Genomic DNA, 17,724 nt, shown 5'->3' on the forward strand with positions numbered 1-17,724 from the left:
TCTGCAAATTCAGTAATGAGAGGACGTGTAAACGCAATAAGGACGTTCAAGGGCTTAGTTGCGGATTTGAGGATAATAAAAGAAGAAATAAAATAAAGGAAGATAATCTTTTAAAGTCACCCGCAGTACTTTCAATGCTTTTGATATATGATATTCCACCCCCTTTATAGAGATTTCCATCTCTTCGGCAATCTCTTTATTAGATTTATTTTCAAAACGGCTCAAAATAAACGCCCGTCGCGTCTGTTCCGACAAGGTGCTTAAAGTAGCACTGATGATTTTTTCCACTTCTTCCGAAAAAATCTCATCAGGATTGCACGCTTCCAAGGCAGACATACGAATAGACAATTCCTGTTGTTGCCAGTCGGCCATCACTTCAAAAGCACTGCGTTTTACCTCCTCGTGCTTTAGATAGTCCAAAGCCTTGTTCTTCAAAATTGTCAGTAATAACGGTAAGATATATTTCTCTTCAACAGGCTCGGCCTTCAACTTTTCCCACAACTTTATTAATGCCTCGGAGGCAATATCTTCTGCTGCCAAATCATTATGAACGTATGATTTGGCAAAGAAAAAAGACTTCTTATAATAAGAGGTATAGATATCATTAAAAGAATTTCCAGGTATTTTGCTCATTTGTATATCGGTTGTGCTTTTCATCCATATTACGATGGTAGAGCAAAGTTAGTAATAAACCTTCGATAAAAACAAAATTATCCTGTTAATTCTTTCTCTTATATGCTATGAGCTTGCCTTATATGCAATCGCCCTCCACCGTCAGACTAAGTGGCAAAGAGGGAAAGTTGCCATAAATATAAAGTTCACGGACAAACACCTCTATACTGTCCGACTGGAAGGAAACTTTCAACTGTAAAGTATCTCCCGGAGCAGCATGATACTTGGAGCATCTCGTTTCCAGACAATCACAAGAAGAAACAATGTAATAAATATGTAAACTGTCACTTCTCGTGTTTTTATAGATAAAAACGCCACCACTAAAAAAGTCGAACAAACAAATCGATAAGCAATCTTTTTCATTTATTTCGCCATATGCGATTCCCCCTGAAAAATCCTTCAAAAGCTTCATCCCTCCCGCAAACCCTTTGCCGGAGGGCGTTCCGGCTGAAAGATCACACCGGGAAAAAGCTTCAGGCCGCGGAAGAATCCTTCAGCTTCACCAGCCGGTACACATTGCCATACTCGGTATGAATGCGTTGTATTCCTAATGCAACCATCATCCTGCCCAACCGATTCGGAGTCACCCCGCGCATGGCTGCCGGATAATGCTTCTGCAAATAATTGAACAAATCCGTCGTGGTATAGGGCTTGGACAGCTCCCCTTTTTGCGGCATCCGGAAACAACGCAAAAACAGTTCCTGCTCGGCAGGCATTTTATAAAAATTCCGATTGCTATGCTGTATCTCCTTCTCTTCCTCTTCCGAGAACCAGTAACGCTCTCCCCCGACCAACTCCGCTTTCAACTGAGCGAACAATTGCGCATGATCGGGCGGTGTGCAGTCAATCTTATCATCCACTTCCGCACAAAGAAAACGGCGGCTTCCTGTGGGATCAGTCAGCAAGTCCGTCATATTGGACGTACCGATGAAAGAGGCGATACGAGGCAGATGACTGAATGCCGGACGATGTGCCCTGCGGAAAGTTAGTGTGGTCATCTGCATCAGATTCTTCAAAGCAGGCATCTGTCCGGCACGGTACTTATCGAACTCATCCATATTGATCAGTCCGAAAAGCGAAAGTTTCTGTTCACATCCACTCTCGCTCGTCAGGTCGAACTTGTCTATATAATAAGGTGTAAGTTCCTTAGGCATCAAAATCTTGCAAAAAGAAGACTTGCGCTTCCCCTGCTCACGGCTCACCAACATAGGCGCCACCGCATTGGCGCAATCCTGTGCCTGCCCCAGCCATTGGGCAGCAACACCCAGCATCCAACGGTGAAACCCTTTCACCCACATCGGTTTACGCGATATACGCATGGCCAGCGGAGTAACACGATCCACCCCGTCCCATTGAGGCAAGTGGTTCATATAATGCAGAAAAGGATGATAGTTTTCCACCTTTCTGGAATGGAGCAAACGGCTCACATCCTTATCCCAGCAATTGATGCCGCCGGTACGCGCCTCCAGGCAGAATGTATTCAAATCACGTTGAGCCACTATACCATACTCTTCATCCGGCATCTCTTTTCCACGATACTCCGTCTGTTCGGTGAGAAGGTTATAACGAAAATCATACCGTGCGGTCAAAAAGCACTGCAAGGCCTCCAGCATATTCTCCGGTTTCTTGCGCCCCGATTTGCCAGAAACCGCCTTTTCATCGATAGTTTCTGCCATACCAACTGCCTCGACAGCCGCTGGAAGAACAGTTTCGCCCACCGTTTCCATAGCCATTGAAGGCAACACTCTTTCCGTATTCGCACTTTTTCCCACGCATATCCTCATTTTCATACTCTTTTTGCACCAATTCAGTAATTTTTCCACTAATTTTTTCATCCTTTTTCATTATTTGGGGTTGTGTAATATCACAAAGATAACATACAAAATACTCTTTTACAAGTATTTACTACACACTACTGCAAAAAAGTGACTAAGCGAAAATAACAGGGAAATTATTCGTTTTTATCAAGACTATTTCATACTTTTGCACCGTCAAGTTAATCATTTCACTGGAATGATGAAGTTTCATCACTTGAGTGATACAACTTCATCACTTTAGTGATATAATTTCATCACCCAAGTGAAATGATTAACTTGAAAGGAAGTTGCAGCAAACTCTTCCGTACAAGAAAGCATAAACAACCGGATAAAAACAAATAAGCGAATGGCTATCAAATTTGAATTTTATGAATCACCCAATACGATAGGTACGCGCAAGAAGCGCTATCATGCCCGTGTAGTAAACTGGCAGCGCATCAACACCGACTATCTGGCACGGGAAATACAGTACGGCTCCTCGCTCACCGTGGCAGACATCAAGGCAACCATCATCTCGCTCAGCGAGAAACTGGCCTATTACTTGAAAGACGGCGCCCGGGTGCACATCGAAGGGATAGGGTATTTCCATATATCGCTTACCTGCCCCGAGACACGGACACCAAGCTCCACACGTGCCAACAAGGTGAAATTCAAATCGGTGACATTCCGTGCGGACAAATACCTGAAGCATCAGTTGAGCGACGTTAAGACCGAGCGTTCGAAATACAAGCCGCACTCCATGCCGGTGACAAAAGAGAGTATAGACGAGGCATTGACGGAATACTTCCTGACAAACAGCGTGCTGACACGCCGGAAGTTTGAATCGTTATGCGGACTGACACGTGCCACTGCAGGACGTTATATCGCCCAACTGGCGAAAGACAAAAAACTGCGCAATATCTCCATTCCACGTAACCCCATCTATGAACCGATGCCGGGATTCTACGGAAAAGAGAAACTGCCCGAACCGAAGAACGAAACGGAAAACGTATCGGCAACAAACGACATGGACCTGACAATAAAGTAAATATACAACGAAACAATATAATAGAAAACTTCTACAAACGAAGCTCAAACCATAAAGAGCTGAAACTTCTACACTAGGCTGAAGGAATTCCGGGAGGAAATCCTTCAGCCGCTTTTCTTTATTGACGAGCGTTTGCGAAGAAACTGAAGGATTTGAAGGAAAAAACTGGGAAAACTTCGGGAGAGGTACTTTTCAGCCCACCAGCCATACCAGCATGGGCAAATAATCCTTTAAGGAAACACGAAGCAGCTTCAATGCCTGCTGGATGCGGTAAGCCACCGTCTGTGGTGACACATCCAGCACTTCGGCAATTTCTTTATAACTCAGTTCCTTAAAGCGATGCATCACAAAAGCCTCCCGATAACTGTCGGGCAGAGCAGCCATCGCCTCCTTTATTTTCCGGTCCAATTCCTCAAAACGAGCATAGTCCACTTCACACAATGCCGCCTGTGTCCTCTCATAAAAGGCAGCTTCAGCCTTGGTTTTCACCTGTTCCCGCGTCAAGTGGTTCAAGACCCTCCGATAAGTCATTTTGAACAAATACTGATTCAATGAAGACTCGATTATCAAATCCCCACGATTCTCCCATAGCCATAACATTACCTCCTGAACAATCTCTTCGGCATCTTCCAACGATACCAACCGGTGGGCATAGGCACACAGCATAGGATAGTATCTTCTGAATAAATGGTCAAAAGCATTACCATCCCCCTGTCGGAGAGCATTAAGCAAAGACAAGTCTTCGACGGTATGATTCATAGTATAATAACTGTTTTCCTTGCGCACAAAGATAGCGGTTTTTATCGGAAAAAACTTTTTTTTGAAAAAAAAGCATTTTTCGTTTAGATACTTTTCATTCTCGCTTGTCTTAATAATATAAAGGAAGAAATTAAAGCATAATTTATGGAAAACCATACCGATATAGAAACTTTGTTAACTAAATATTTCGAAGGGAAAACCACTCCTCCGGAAAATGAACAGATAGAAGCATGGCTGAATGCCGACGAGGAACATTTACATATAGCCAGGCAGCTGAATACGCTCTATCTGGCTGTAGACACACAGCATATCACAAAGAAAATAGATACGGAAAAAGCGTTAGATAAGGTAAAAAGCAAAACAAAGGTTAGAAACCTGTCCTGGTGGGGATGGACACAACGCATTGCGGCCATCCTGTCCGTTCCCCTCCTGATAGGTGTATTGGCTCTGTATCCGGGCAGACGGCAGCCGGTAGTCACCGCTCAGATGGTGGAAATAAAAACCAATGCAGGCATGACTACCTCCGTCCTGTTACCGGACAGCACGGTAGTTCACCTCAATTCGGAATCCTCCCTCCGCTATCCCACCTTTTTCGCCGGCGATGTACGCCAAGTGGAGTTAAACGGTGAAGCTTATTTCGATGTGACCCATCATCCCCGGAAACGATTCATCGTCTCCACCCCTCATCATTCTCAGGTGGAGGTGTACGGAACAAGTTTCAATGTGGAAGCATACGGTAATGAAACTCCCATTTCCACCACGCTTATCAAAGGCAGCGTAGGGTTTATTTATAAGAATAACAAAGGAAAATTTCAAAAGAGTATGCTCTCCCCCAGACAGAAGTTAGTTTATTCCCCACAAACCGGGGATATCAAGTGTTACGTCACTTCGGGCGAATCGGAGATTTCATGGAAAGATGGCAAGCTCATCTTTAATGACACTCCGCTGGATGAAGTGCTGCACATGCTTGGCAAGCGGTTCAATGTGGAATTCGTATTATCCAACAAGGAACTAAAAGGCTGTTCGTTCACAGGAACATTCACCCATCAGCGTCTGGAGCGTATTATGGAATATTTCCGGATTTCTTCCCGTATACGCTGGCGGTACATTGACAGTGCAGATATAAAAACGGAAAAGCTGAAAATAGAAGTGTACTAATATACGTTTAACCCTTAATTTAAATACTAGAAAAATGAACAGACAACAGGCTCCCTAAACAAAAAACATACGGGAGGATATTGGCGTATCACCCCGTATGAAAAATCATCTTTCTATGCTTGTTTGGCGACAAGCAAAGACAACATTTTATTAACTTTATCTCAATTACAAAATTATGAAAAATTATTTTAGCGTCCAATTATTATGGATGATAAAGTCGTGTAGGTTAATCTTAAATAAAACTCCATTACCTATGAAACTAAGTGTACTCTTTTTAATCTGTTCGTTAAGTATGACTTATGCGGCAGAGTCGTATGCGCAAAAGACCATGATCAGTCTTGAAGTACGTAATGAAACAGTTGGCACTGTGTTGGAAAAGCTGAAAAAAGAATCGGGGTTTGATTTCTTCTTCAACAATAAACACGTAGATCTGAAACGTATTGTATCAGTTTCGGCAAACAACAATAATATATTCAAGATACTAGACCAGATTTTCGCAGGGACGAATGTGAAGTATTCAGTGCTTGAAAAGAAAATTATTCTTTCTACTGAGATTGTGCAAGGAATACAGCAAGGACAAATTAAGGCGACAGGTATTGTAAAAGATGCGAATGGCGAACCGATAATCGGTGCCAATGTCATCGTAAAAGGCCAGTCAACAGGTACAATCACAGATATAGACGGGCGGTTCGTTCTGGATACTCCAAAAGATGCCGTTTTACAGATTACATACATCGGATATGTTTCTCAAGAAGTGAAAGTTTCTGGAAAGAAAGAACTTAATGTTGTATTAAAGGAAGATACAGAAACTCTTGATGAAGTGGTCGTTGTTGGATTTGGTACGCAAAAGAAAGTGAATCTGACAGGAGCTGTAGGGCTTGCTACAGCTAAAGAGTTAGAATCGCGTCCTGTAACCTCAGCTACACAAGCCTTGCAAGGACTGGTACCAGGTTTGCAGATATCAACAAGTACGGGTGAACTGGACAAGACCGCAGATATCAGTATCCGTGGTACAGGAACTATTGGCGAAGGTTCTAGCGGTGCACCTCTTATTCTAATTGACGGAATGGAAGGAGATTTAAATACAGTCAACCCTCAAGACATAGAAAATATTTCTGTATTGAAAGATGCTGCCGCATCATCCATCTATGGTTCCCGTGCCCCCTTCGGGGTCATTTTGGTAACAACCAAATCGGGCAAAAAAGGAAAGACCAACGTAAATTATAACAACAGTTTCCGTATATCTACTCCAATAAATATGCCGGAAATGATGGACTCTTATACATTTGCCAATTTCATGAACAGTGGTTCTCTTAACCAAGGTGGCGGACTTATCTTTACCGAAGACCTGATGCAGGAAATGTTGAATTGGCAAGCCGCTGGTGGAGGCAGTACGGGAGGAGTCAAAGCTTCATCCAACGGTCAATGGGGTAAGCCTGAATATGACCCGTTTACAACAGCTTGGGCAAACACTAACTGGTATGATGAAGTTTATAAATCTTCAACCTTTTCTCAAGAACATAATGTCAGCCTCAACGGAGGAAGTGATATTGTTGCCTATTATGCTTCCTTCAATTATTTAGATCAAGGAGGTTTGTTAAAAGCCGGTGATGACGGACTTCAGCGTTATAATGTGACAGCTAAAATCAATACCAATCTGACTCCATGGTTAAAATTCAACTACAGCACACGCTTTACACGCAATGATGTATGGCGTCCTACCAGCTTTAACAGTTCTTTTTATGATCAGCTGGGAAGAGCTACTTGGCCCAATTTACCGGTTAAAGATCCCAATGGATACTATCTTGACAATGGTTGGACCAATCCTGTTCAAAACCTGTTTGAAGGAGGAAAGCGCAATGCGCAAACAGACCGTCTTTACCAGCAGGCTTCTTTAATCATTGAACCAATAAAGAATTGGACTACCCATGTAGAATTCAACTACAGTATAAAAAACTCTTCAGTAAAAGAAACTTCTCTTCCTGTTTATAACCATGATATAGAAGGAAATGTGATAAATACAAATAAAGATTCTTACCTTTATCAAGACCAGACAAAAGAGAATTACTTGAATTTGAATATTTATAGCGAGTACTTCCATTCTTTTAACAACGTTCATAACACGAAAATTATGCTTGGTTTCCAAACCGAAAGTATGCAACAGGAATTTTCATCCACACAAAAATATGGTATCATGATAGGGGGCATGCCTTATTTTGATATCACAACCGGATTGGACGGGAAAGGTAATGTCAAGGCAACTAAAGCTAACGGAAATGGTAAGAGGTGGAAAACAGCTGGTTTCTTCGGCCGTTTAAACTACGATTATATGGGTCGCTATTTAGCAGAAATCAACATGCGTTACGACGGTTCTTCCCGTTTCCGTCGAGGAAGTCGCTGGCAATGGTCTCCTTCATTCTCTTTAGGCTGGAACATCGCTCAGGAAAAATTCTGGGAGTCGCTGACAGATATAGCCAACACATTAAAATTGCGTGTTTCTTACGGTGAATTGGGCAACCAGAATACTACAGCATGGTATCCTACCTATCGTGACATGATACTAAAATCATCTAATGGAACATGGTTACAAGACAGCCAAAAACCTAATACAGCAGAACCAGGTGATTTAGTCAGCAACTCTTTAACATGGGAAAAAGTCCGTACTTGGGATGTCGGTTTTGACTATGGTTTCTTCAATAACCGTCTGACAGGTAGTTTTGATTACTACATTCGTTATACAGACGGCATGGTGGGACCTGCCCCTGAACTTCCTTTTACACTAGGTACCTCTGCCCCTAAAACCAATAACTGTAATTTGAGGACAAACGGTTGGGAATTATCTATCGGTTGGAGAGACCGTTTAAATAACGGATTGGGATATAGTGCTACTTTCACCCTTTCAGACGCTAAGACTATTGTCACCAGCTATCCAAGCAATGCCACTAACACTATTGGTTTGAACAAATACGTTGAAGGACGAGAAATAGGTGAAATCTGGGGATTGCAAACAATAGGAATAGCTAAATCTGAAGAAGAGATGCAAGCTCATCTATCTTCATTACCCAAAGGAGGGCAAGAAGCGATTGGTTCCAAATGGTCTGCCGGTGATATTATGTATCGTGATTTGAACGGTGACGGAAAAATATCTAAAGGTGCCAGCACACTAGACGATCATGGCGATTTGAAAGTTATTGGTAACAGCACTCCCCGATATTTCTTTGGTATTGATCTAAATGCAGATTGGAAAGGCTTTGATGTTCGTTTTTTCTTCCAAGGAGTAATGAAACGGGATTATTGGGGAAAAGATAATTTCTGCGGTTATCTATTTGGTGTAAGAGGAGATAAAGACATTTGGCATGCCCGTGGCTTGGTAGAACATCAAAATTATTTCCGCGCTCAGGCAATAGGTATCGACGGACACGAACTTCCGGCAAACCTAGATGCTTATTATCCACGACCTGTATTCAAGGAAGGCGCTAAAAACCAAGAAACCCAAAGCCGTTATTTACAAGATGCATCCTATATTCGTTTAAAGAATTTCCAATTGGGTTATACTCTCCCAGCCAAATGGATGAAAAATATAGGATTGACCAAATGCCGTGTGTTCGTTTCCGGAGAAAATCTTTGGACCGGAACATCATTGTCTTCTCTGTTTGATCCGGAAACAATTAGTGGCGGTAATGGTGGTAATGCTTATCCGTTATCAAGCACCTGGTCTTTTGGCTTAAGTTTAACACTTTAATAATACATATATAATGAAAACAAAACATATATTCTTATCTGTACTAATCGCTTCATCAGGATTTGCATTTACTGCTTGCGATGACTATTTGGATGAAGTACCTGAGGCATCTATTTCCCCGGAAGTATATTTTACAGAGGCAACCCACATTCAAGCCTCTGCAGATAATCTGTACTCTGATATTCTTCCCTCTCACGGAACTGGGAATACATACGGCATCTACAAAGATGATGCAACAACGGACAATCAAATAGAGGTTACAGCCCCCAATCGTTTTACTTCCACCTTGTGGAAAGTGGACAATGCGGAAACCAGCAATTGGAATTTTGATAAAATATACAAAATAAATTTTGTATTATCGAATGTGTTGCCCAAATTTGGGGATAATAATGCTGATGGGAACGAGCTGAGTGGCAATGCCAATACCATCAATGGTGACCTTAACAGCATAAAACACTATATCGGTGAATTATTTTTCCTACGTGCTTGTGAATACTTTAAACGTTATCAGCTATTTGGAGATTTTCCCATAATTATCCACCCATTGCCGGATGACAAAGAAGCATTGAGTGAAGCCAGTAAACGATCACCGCGCAATGAGGTGGCGCGCTTTATTCTAAGTGATTTGGATAAAGCTATTACTTTATTAAAAGCTAAAAACATGCCGACAACTAGAATTAACGCAGATGCTGCCATTTTATTAAAGTCGCGCGTAGCTCTATTTGAAGGTACTTGGTTGAAATATTTTAAGAATACGGCTTTTGTACCCAATGGTGACGGTTGGCCTGGCAAGGCAAAAGATTACAATTCCACTTATCAATACCCCAGTGGGAATATTGACAGTGAGATAGATTATTTTTTGGAAATCGCTATGACGGCTTCTAAAGATATCGCAGAACGCTACAAAAACAAACTTACAGAAAATACAGGCGTCCTGCAACAGTCAACTAACGAAACTGCCAACCCTTATTTTGACATGTTTGCTCAAGAAGATTTATCTTCAGTCAACGAAGTGCTGTTATGGCGCAGATACGCTTATAACTTAGTACACCACAACGTAAATGTCTATGCCAGCTGGGGAAATAATGGCGTAGGTGTCACCCGCAGCTTTGTGAACAACTTTTTGATGGCTGACGGCACTCCTGTTTATACCCACGGTGATTATATGAACGGAGACGGATATTATATGGGAGACAAAACCATACACGACGTTCGTCAAAACAGAGACAGCAGATTGGTTATCTTTCTGAAAGAACCCGGACAACATAACATCTTAATAAAAGATGTGGTTGGTGAGACAGCCAATGTTGAAGAAACTTATCCATTGATTACCATTACAGACGGAGCACGCCGTTATGTTACTGGGTATGCCTTACGCAAAGGAGGAGCTTTTCATCAGAAATATTATTCCAATTCAAAAGGATATACCGCCTCTATTGCTTATCGTGCGACAGAAGCCTTGTTGAATTACATGGAAGCCAGTTATGAAAAGAATGGTACCTTGGACGGAACAGCGACCGAATATTGGAAAATTATTCGCCGTCGTTCTCATGTAGATGAGGATTTTCAAAAGACTATTGCTTTAACGGATATGAGTAAAGAGGCAGAAAATGATTGGGGAGCGTATTCCGGCGGTAAGTTAATAGACGCAACTCTCTATAACATACGTCGTGAGCGCCGATGCGAATTTATGGCGGATGGGCTTCGTTATATGGACTTATGCCGTTGGCGTGCTATGGACCAGTTGATCGAACATCCTTATATACCGGAAGGTTTCCATTTATGGAACACCCCCATGCAGGCTTGGTATACAGATTTGCTGTATGATGGATCAGACGCATCCAATGTCTCTTCACCTAATGTCAGCGAATACTTGCGCCCTTACCAAAAGAATTCTAAACAAACCTGTTATAATGGTTTTACTTGGCGTATGGCCCATTATCTGCACCCCATTATGGTCAAGCAGTTTTTGATCACTGCCCCCGATAACAAAACAGTAGAAAATTCTCCTATCTATCAAAATCCATATTGGCCTATAGTGCCGGATATGCCTGCTGAAAAATAAGTTTGAGGGCATTCCAATCATAAAATATTGGAGTGCCCTAATAACTTGATATCATACGACTGATAAGAAAAGAGTAGCCATCGTATGTGCTTTTTGTACGATAATACAGGTATTGTAACTAAATTCCATGTCTGCAACTCTTTATAATTCCGATATTTGCGTAATAAACGAGCCGACACAAATCGGTGTTCATTCTTTATAATAATGTATCAAATGAAAAACATCATTATCGCTTTCTTCTTGATGCTTGCTCCTGTCGGAGTAACAGCCCAATATCAGAAAACACAGGAAAAAGCCCCTCTAGTCAATGTACCTTTGGAAAATTTTGCATCACAGCAGAAAGTTCTTTTTAACTTTGGCTGGAAATTCCAATTGGTTACAAACGAGAATAAAAATACCGATTTTGCCTCACCTACCTTGGATGACTCCTCCTGGCGTACCCTGGACCTTCCTCATGATTTCCAGTTCGAACAACCCTGGACTGAAAGCGGCGGAGGTGCACGCGGATTCAAACCCATGTGCGAAGGATGGTACCGCAAGTCTTTCCCTACCGATCCGTCGTGGAAAGGGAAACGGGTAATCCTGGATTTCGGAGGTATCATTTATCTGGGAGATGTCTATCTGAACGGTACAAAAATAGCCTCGACAGATTATGGATATGTGGGGCTTGAAGCGGACCTTACCCCCTTTCTGAGTCACGACGGAGAAAACGTGGTAGCTGTTTATGCTTCCACTGGTCCCAAGAAAGGTTCACGCTGGTACACGGGAGGCGGTCTGTTCCGTGATGTATATCTGCAGGTGCAGAATCCCACACACATCGCTCGCCACGGGGTGTATATCACCACCCCCGAGGTTTCCTCCTCCCGGGCAACGGTAGCCGTACAGGTTGAGGTGGACGGCTGGCAGAAGCATGATGTACGGGTACGGACCATCCTCCGCAATCCGGAAGGTGTCATCGTGGGCACCGTGCAATCCGGTATGCCCGAACATACGCACCAGACCTGCACGGAAGTGAAATTACCAGCGTTTACTCTAGAGAATCCGCAACTTTGGTCATGTGAGTTTCCACAACTCTACAATGCTGAAGTGGTAGTGACGGCAGACGGTATGGTGGTGGACAGCCTGACCGAACAGTTCGGTATCCGCAGTCTGGAATTCTCACCGGAATTCGGCTTCAAGCTCAACGGGAAGAAGATATTCCTGCAGGGCAATGCCAACCATCATGATCTGGGCGCGCTGGGAGCCGCCAGTTACGACAGGGCAATCGAACGCATGATGCTGCAACTCAAATCCTTCGGTTACAACTGCATCCGCTGCTCACATAATCCGTACAGTGAAAGTTTTGCCCGCATTGCAGACCGTGTGGGAATGCTGGTGGTGAACGAACTGACGGACAAATGGAGTGACAATGACTATTGGGGCGGACGCCAGCCGTTCACCTATCTCTGGCACAAACTGATTACAGAATGGATCAAACGCGACCGTAACCGTCCGTCCATCATTTTGTGGAGCTTGGGAAACGAGCTTCAGATTCGTGAAGGATGGGCAGGCTTCGAAGGAACCAACGATTGGGGAATCACTACCTATAACATATTCAACCAGCTGGTAAAGAGATGGGATCATACACGTCTCACCACTGTAGCCATGTTCCCCGCCCGTGCGGGAGCTATAACCCGGCATGACAAGGAGTTCAACGACTATTTGGTACCACCCGAACTGGCTTGCGCCACAGAAGTCGCATCGTTCAATTACCAGTCGGACAAATATGACGCTTATTTGAAATACCAGCCAGATCTTATCCTGTTCCAAAGTGAGGCTGAAACCAGCAAGCTGTTACAGCCTTATTATAATATGGACAGAAAACGGACGGTGGGCATGGCCTATTGGGGCTCCGCCGAATATTGGGGAGAATCCAACAAGTGGCCCAAAAAAGGCTGGAACTACTCCTTCTTTGACCATACCATGCGCCCCTATCCCCAAGCTTACCTTATTAAATCGGCTTTCATGCCGGAGATTCCCGAAGTACATATCGGCGTGGTCGATGCGGCGGGGGCGGAAAGCGTCAGTTGGAATGACGTCACAGTGGGACGCATGGCGCTGAACGAGTGCTGGAATCATATCCCAGGCAGCAGACAGTCACTCTTCACTTATACCAATGCACATTCTGTAGAGTTGTTGGTAAACGGTCAAAGCATGGGAGTCCAGCAAAACGATACAACACAGGCAAACCTGCGTAATATGATTTATTGGAAGGATGTCCCTTATGGCAACGGTGGCTCTGTGGTGGCAATAGCTCGTGACAAGTCGGGCAAAGAAGTGGCTCGTCATCGTATCGAAACTGCCGGAAAAGCTGTGGCACTCCAGATTGAGACGGAAACGCCGGCAGATTGGAAGGCAGACGGTATGGACTTGCAATATATAAACGTGACGGCTATAGACAAAAAAGGTCGTCCGGTATGGGACTACAACGAGCCGCTTACTTTACAAATGGAAGGGGCGGCACGGTTGGTGGCATTGGATAACGGGGATCATTATACGGACGAGCTCTTTCAGGGCATAACTTCCAAACGAATGTATCAGGGAAGGATGCAAATCATTCTCCGAAGCACAAAAACTCCCAGCAATGTGAAGCTGAAAATTAGTTCTGCTGATTTGAAAGAAAAACTCTCATTAAAGACTTTTTTGAAATAAAAAAGCTATATCTTTATAAAATAGGCAGTATAAATTCTAATCTATGGTTCAGATACCAATGAATAGAACGGACTATGAGTATATTATTTACCAACAAAAAAATAAAAGAACATGATGAAATATTTACTATTCTTGTTGTTCCTCTTATTGAAAGCAGGAACAGCCACAGCTCAAAACAATTTAGTAGTCAACGGTATTCCATGGTTTGATGACAAGGGAAATATTGTCAATGCACATGGCGCTTGTATTGTGGAAGAAAACGGAAGATATTATCTTTTCGGAGAATGGAAATCGGACAAAAGTAACGCTTTCCCCGGCTTCTCATGTTATTCTTCGGATGACCTTGTAAACTGGAAATTCGAGAACATTGTCCTTAGAGTCCAACCCGAAGGCATCCTTGGCCCCAATCGCGTAGGTGAGCGTGTAAAAGTGATGAAATGCCCTAAGACGGGCGAGTATATCATGCTGATGCATGCCGATGATATGGGATACAAGGACCCTTATATCGGTTTAGCCACCTGCAAAACGATTGCAGGTGACTATCAGTTGCAGGGACCGTTACTCTATAAGGGACAACCTGTAAAACGCTGGGATATGGGAACCTTTCAGGACACCGATGGAAAAGGATATTTACTGATTCATCATGGCCCTGTTTATCGGTTAAGTGATGATTACCGTTCGATAGAGGCTGAAGTGGCCCACATTAAAGGCATGGGCGAATCACCGGCCATGTTCAAAAAGAATGGTGTCTATTTCATGCTTACCTCAAACCTGACCAGTTGGGAGAAAAATGACAACTTCTATTTTACGGCTCCCCAGATAGAAGGTCCTTGGACGAAACAAGGGCTGTTCTGCCCGGAAGGCAAGCTGACCTACAATTCGCAAAGTACATTTGTATTCCCACTGAAATGCGGTAACGATACCATACCTATGTTTATGGGGGATCGTTGGTCTTATCCGCATCAGGCCTCAGCCGCCACGTATGTATGGATGCCTTTACAAGTGGATGGAACAAAAATATCCATCCCTGAATATTGGCAGGCATGGGACATCAGGAAGCTAAAACCGGCGGACGCGCTGAACAAAGGGAAAAAGTTGTACGGGGCATGGAAGTCCAATCAAAAAGGAGACGTGTTGGAGATAGCGTTCAAAGGAACTCATGCTGCTATTGTTGGAGAAACAAACCCTCATGGCGGGTATGCCAAAGTAAGTGTATTAAATGCGGAAAAGGATACTGTATATTCTTCATTGGTGGATTTTTACAGTAAGTATCCGGAAAAAGCAATTCGAATTATAACACCGAAAATGCCGGAGGCAAGTTATACCTTACAGGTTGAAGTAACAGGAATACGACCGGTATGGACAGACAAGACTAAAACAATCTATGGAAGTGACGACACTTTCGTAACGATAGACAATGTCTATCATTTTTAAATTATCCGAAAACGTATGATAACAGATACAATCAAGTAAAAAGAAAAGGCACATGAAAAAAGAATATCTGATTAACATTGCAATGGTCCTATCCATTGCCGTTTTATTCACGTCGTGCGACTCTCGTTCGACTGACTATCGAATGATTTCCGTGGAAGCACCTTTCCCCATGGAACCTATTTGTGAATATATTTACCCCGAGCGCGATTACGTAATCACAGACTTTGGCGCTGTGGCTGATACAATGCATGTAAATACAGAGGCTATCAAGCAAGCCGTTCAGGCTTGTTCTAAGGCAGGTGGAGGAAGGGTGGTAATTCCTGCCGGTGAGTGGGTGACTGGTCCTATTCACTTGGCCAATAATGTAAACCTGCATTTGAAAAAAGATGCGGTAGTACGTTTTACCGATAATCCGAAAGATTATTTACCTGCTGTGATGACAACATGGGAAGGTATGGAATGCTACAACTATTCCCCACTTGTCTATGCGTACGACTGCGAAAATGTGGCAATTACGGGAGAAGGAACACTTGCTCCGAAAATGGGAACATGGAAGAAATGGTTTAAACGTCCGGTTGCTCACATGAATGCTTTAAAAGAACTTTATACAATGGCATCAACCGATGTTTCTGTGCAACAACGGCAGATGGCAGTATCTGAAAATAATTTACGTCCTCATTTAATTCAATTCAATCGGTGTAAAAATGTGCTGCTTGACGGCTTTAAAATTCGCCAAAGTCCCTTCTGGACTATCCATTTGTACTTATGCGATGGTGGTATTGCCCGTAACCTTGATGTTTATGCCCATGGACACAATAACGATGGCATAGATTTGGAAATGAGTCGCAATATTCTGATCGAAAAATGTAAATTTGATCAAGGTGATGATGGTGTGGTTATTAAATCGGGGCGTAATCAAGATGCGTGGCGATTAAATACACCGACTGAGAATGTGGTAATTCGTGATTGTCACATTGTCAATGCACATACTCTCTTGGGAATTGGAAGTGAAATGTCAGGAGGGGTTCGTAATATTTATATGCATCATTGTGAGGCTCAAGACTCAGTATTTCGTTTGTTCTTTGCCAAGACAAACCACCGTAGAGGAGGATTTATTGAAAATATTTGGATGAAAAATGTTCGTGCCGGCCGTATGCAACGGGTAATGGAAGTAGATACAGATGTACTCTATCAATGGCGTGACCTAGTCCCCACCTACAAGGATAGTATTACAAACATTCGCGATCTTTATATGGATAGTATTTGGGTTAATCGTGCCGAGGTTATTCTTGATTTGAAAGGAGATGAGCGGTTACCCATTAGCAATGTTTCAGTCAAAAATATCTACGTGAAGGAATTGACAGACAGTGTGAAGTATGTGAGAAATGCGGAAAATATAGTACTAGAAGAATTGAGATATAATAATTGATTACTGATAGAGACATTACAATCATTCGTAATCTTATCTATAAAACAAGAACATGAAAAGATTTATTTTACTATTAGCCACCGTCCTTTTGTGTGTAAGAATGACGGGAGAAACCCTTGTCCCGGATTCCATTTCCAATCCCATTCGCACGGGATTCCATCCAGATCCTTCCATCTGCCGGGTAGGAGAAGATTATTATTTAGTCACTTCATCATTCACATGGTTTCCCGGACTTCCTATTTATCACAGCCGTGACCTGACTAACTGGTCGCTTATCGGTCATGCATTAACCAATCCCAAGGCTATCGACTTTAACGGTATGACGGATAATGACGGCATCTGGGCCCCCACTTTGCGTTATCATAATGGAACATTCTATCTTATCACCACAGCTCATGGCTGTGGTGGCAATTTCTACATGACAGCCAAGAATCCGGCCGGTCCCTGGTCGGATCCGGTGTGGCTGAAAGATGCTCCCGGCATTGACCCTTCTCTTTTTTTTGATGAGGACGGACGCTGTTATTATACAGGCAATCGCTGGGATTTTAAGAGCGCATGGCCTGCCCAGTGTGCCGTATGGATGCAGGAGCTGGACCTCCAAAAAAGATGTCTGGTCGGAGAACGAAAAACATTGGCCTATGGTCATGCGGCTAATGCAAAGTACGCCGAAGGGCCTCATTTATACAAAATAGAGGATCACTATCTATTGTTGATGGCTGAAGGAGGATCGGATTATAACCATGCTGTTACCGCCCTCACTGCTAAATCCCTCTGGGGACCGTATGTACCTTGTACCGTCAATCCCGTATTGACACACCGCCATCTTGGCAAGGACTACCCTGTGCAGTCTCTCGGACATGCCGATCTGGTACAGACACCGACCGGAGATTGGTATGCTGTGTTTCTCGGTAAACGAATTGTGGAAGGAGG

Annotated in this window: 12 protein-coding genes; 8 read left to right on the forward strand and 4 right to left on the reverse strand. The window is 43.2% G+C overall.

What is annotated here, in order from left to right; all coding sequences use genetic code 11:
- Positions 1 to 54: 54 nt before the first annotated feature.
- From AB5935_RS21155 to AB5935_RS21165, 3 genes are all read right to left on the reverse strand, one after another.
- Positions 55 to 657, reverse strand: a complete 603-nt coding sequence (locus tag AB5935_RS21155) for an RNA polymerase sigma-70 factor (protein ID WP_368327547.1) — start codon at positions 655 to 657, stop codon at positions 55 to 57.
- Between the two features lie 94 nt (positions 658 to 751).
- Positions 752 to 1,084 (reverse strand): DUF1573 domain-containing protein, encoded by a 333-nt coding sequence (locus AB5935_RS21160; protein WP_227235886.1) that lies wholly within the window; start codon positions 1,082 to 1,084, stop codon positions 752 to 754.
- Positions 1,085 to 1,145: 61 nt separating this feature from the next.
- Positions 1,146 to 2,507, reverse strand: coding sequence for a DUF3874 domain-containing protein (locus tag AB5935_RS21165; RefSeq protein WP_038611323.1), 1,362 nt, complete (start codon positions 2,505 to 2,507; stop codon positions 1,146 to 1,148).
- 328 nt (positions 2,508 to 2,835) lie between these two features.
- Between AB5935_RS21165 and AB5935_RS21170 the strand changes: the two genes are divergently transcribed.
- Positions 2,836 to 3,516 carry an HU family DNA-binding protein gene (locus AB5935_RS21170; protein WP_038611320.1) on the forward strand — a complete coding sequence of 227 codons (681 nt, stop codon included), beginning with the start codon at positions 2,836 to 2,838 and terminating at the stop codon, positions 3,514 to 3,516.
- 192 nt (positions 3,517 to 3,708) lie between these two features.
- On the opposite strand, the gene AB5935_RS21175 is transcribed toward AB5935_RS21170, so the two are convergent.
- Positions 3,709 to 4,275, reverse strand: a complete 567-nt coding sequence (locus tag AB5935_RS21175; RefSeq protein WP_008655734.1) for an RNA polymerase sigma-70 factor — start codon at positions 4,273 to 4,275, stop codon at positions 3,709 to 3,711.
- Between the two features lie 144 nt (positions 4,276 to 4,419).
- Between AB5935_RS21175 and AB5935_RS21180 the strand changes: the two genes are divergently transcribed.
- The 7 genes from AB5935_RS21180 to AB5935_RS21210 all read left to right on the forward strand — a co-directional run.
- On the forward strand, positions 4,420 to 5,433 hold the full coding sequence (locus tag AB5935_RS21180; protein WP_007840510.1) for a FecR family protein: 1,014 nt from the start codon (positions 4,420 to 4,422) through the stop codon (positions 5,431 to 5,433).
- A gap of 253 nt (positions 5,434 to 5,686) precedes the next feature.
- Positions 5,687 to 9,175, forward strand: a complete 3,489-nt coding sequence (locus tag AB5935_RS21185) for a TonB-dependent receptor (protein ID WP_227235885.1) — start codon at positions 5,687 to 5,689, stop codon at positions 9,173 to 9,175.
- A gap of 13 nt (positions 9,176 to 9,188) precedes the next feature.
- Positions 9,189 to 11,240 carry a RagB/SusD family nutrient uptake outer membrane protein gene (locus AB5935_RS21190; RefSeq protein WP_038611311.1) on the forward strand — a complete coding sequence of 684 codons (2,052 nt, stop codon included), beginning with the start codon at positions 9,189 to 9,191 and terminating at the stop codon, positions 11,238 to 11,240.
- Positions 11,241 to 11,453: 213 nt separating this feature from the next.
- Positions 11,454 to 13,931 carry a glycoside hydrolase family 2 TIM barrel-domain containing protein gene (locus AB5935_RS21195; RefSeq protein ID WP_038611308.1) on the forward strand — a complete coding sequence of 826 codons (2,478 nt, stop codon included), beginning with the start codon at positions 11,454 to 11,456 and terminating at the stop codon, positions 13,929 to 13,931.
- A 111-nt stretch (positions 13,932 to 14,042) separates the two neighbouring features.
- Entirely contained in the window at positions 14,043 to 15,365 is a 1,323-nt protein-coding gene (locus AB5935_RS21200; protein ID WP_038611306.1) for a family 43 glycosylhydrolase, read from the forward strand.
- 52 nt (positions 15,366 to 15,417) lie between these two features.
- Positions 15,418 to 16,794 carry a glycoside hydrolase family 28 protein gene (locus tag AB5935_RS21205; RefSeq protein WP_038611303.1) on the forward strand — a complete coding sequence of 459 codons (1,377 nt, stop codon included), beginning with the start codon at positions 15,418 to 15,420 and terminating at the stop codon, positions 16,792 to 16,794.
- 52 nt (positions 16,795 to 16,846) lie between these two features.
- Positions 16,847 to 17,724, forward strand: an 878-nt coding sequence (locus tag AB5935_RS21210; protein WP_410523940.1) for a glycoside hydrolase family 43 protein, incomplete at its 3' end; no start/stop codon positions are given.

Source organism: Phocaeicola sp. RTP21198st1_B8_RTP21198_201120, from assembly GCF_040929485.1.
Classification (GTDB): Bacteria; Bacteroidota; Bacteroidia; order Bacteroidales; family Bacteroidaceae; genus Phocaeicola; species Phocaeicola dorei.

Excerpts from the sequence above, each read along its gene's own strand:
- AB5935_RS21155 (WP_368327547.1), bottom strand. The coding sequence starts at position 657 with ATGAAAAGCACAACCGATATACAAATGAGCAAAATACCTGGAAATTCT.
- AB5935_RS21160 (WP_227235886.1), bottom strand. The coding sequence starts at position 1,084 with ATGAAGCTTTTGAAGGATTTTTCAGGGGGAATCGCATATGGCGAAATA.
- AB5935_RS21165 (WP_038611323.1), bottom strand. The coding sequence starts at position 2,507 with ATGAAAAAATTAGTGGAAAAATTACTGAATTGGTGCAAAAAGAGTATG.
- AB5935_RS21170 (WP_038611320.1), top strand. The coding sequence starts at position 2,836 with ATGGCTATCAAATTTGAATTTTATGAATCACCCAATACGATAGGTACG.
- AB5935_RS21175 (WP_008655734.1), bottom strand. The coding sequence starts at position 4,275 with ATGAATCATACCGTCGAAGACTTGTCTTTGCTTAATGCTCTCCGACAG.
- AB5935_RS21180 (WP_007840510.1), top strand. The coding sequence starts at position 4,420 with ATGGAAAACCATACCGATATAGAAACTTTGTTAACTAAATATTTCGAA.
- AB5935_RS21185 (WP_227235885.1), top strand. The coding sequence starts at position 5,687 with ATGAAACTAAGTGTACTCTTTTTAATCTGTTCGTTAAGTATGACTTAT.
- AB5935_RS21190 (WP_038611311.1), top strand. The coding sequence starts at position 9,189 with ATGAAAACAAAACATATATTCTTATCTGTACTAATCGCTTCATCAGGA.
- AB5935_RS21195 (WP_038611308.1), top strand. The coding sequence starts at position 11,454 with ATGAAAAACATCATTATCGCTTTCTTCTTGATGCTTGCTCCTGTCGGA.
- AB5935_RS21200 (WP_038611306.1), top strand. The coding sequence starts at position 14,043 with ATGATGAAATATTTACTATTCTTGTTGTTCCTCTTATTGAAAGCAGGA.
- AB5935_RS21205 (WP_038611303.1), top strand. The coding sequence starts at position 15,418 with ATGAAAAAAGAATATCTGATTAACATTGCAATGGTCCTATCCATTGCC.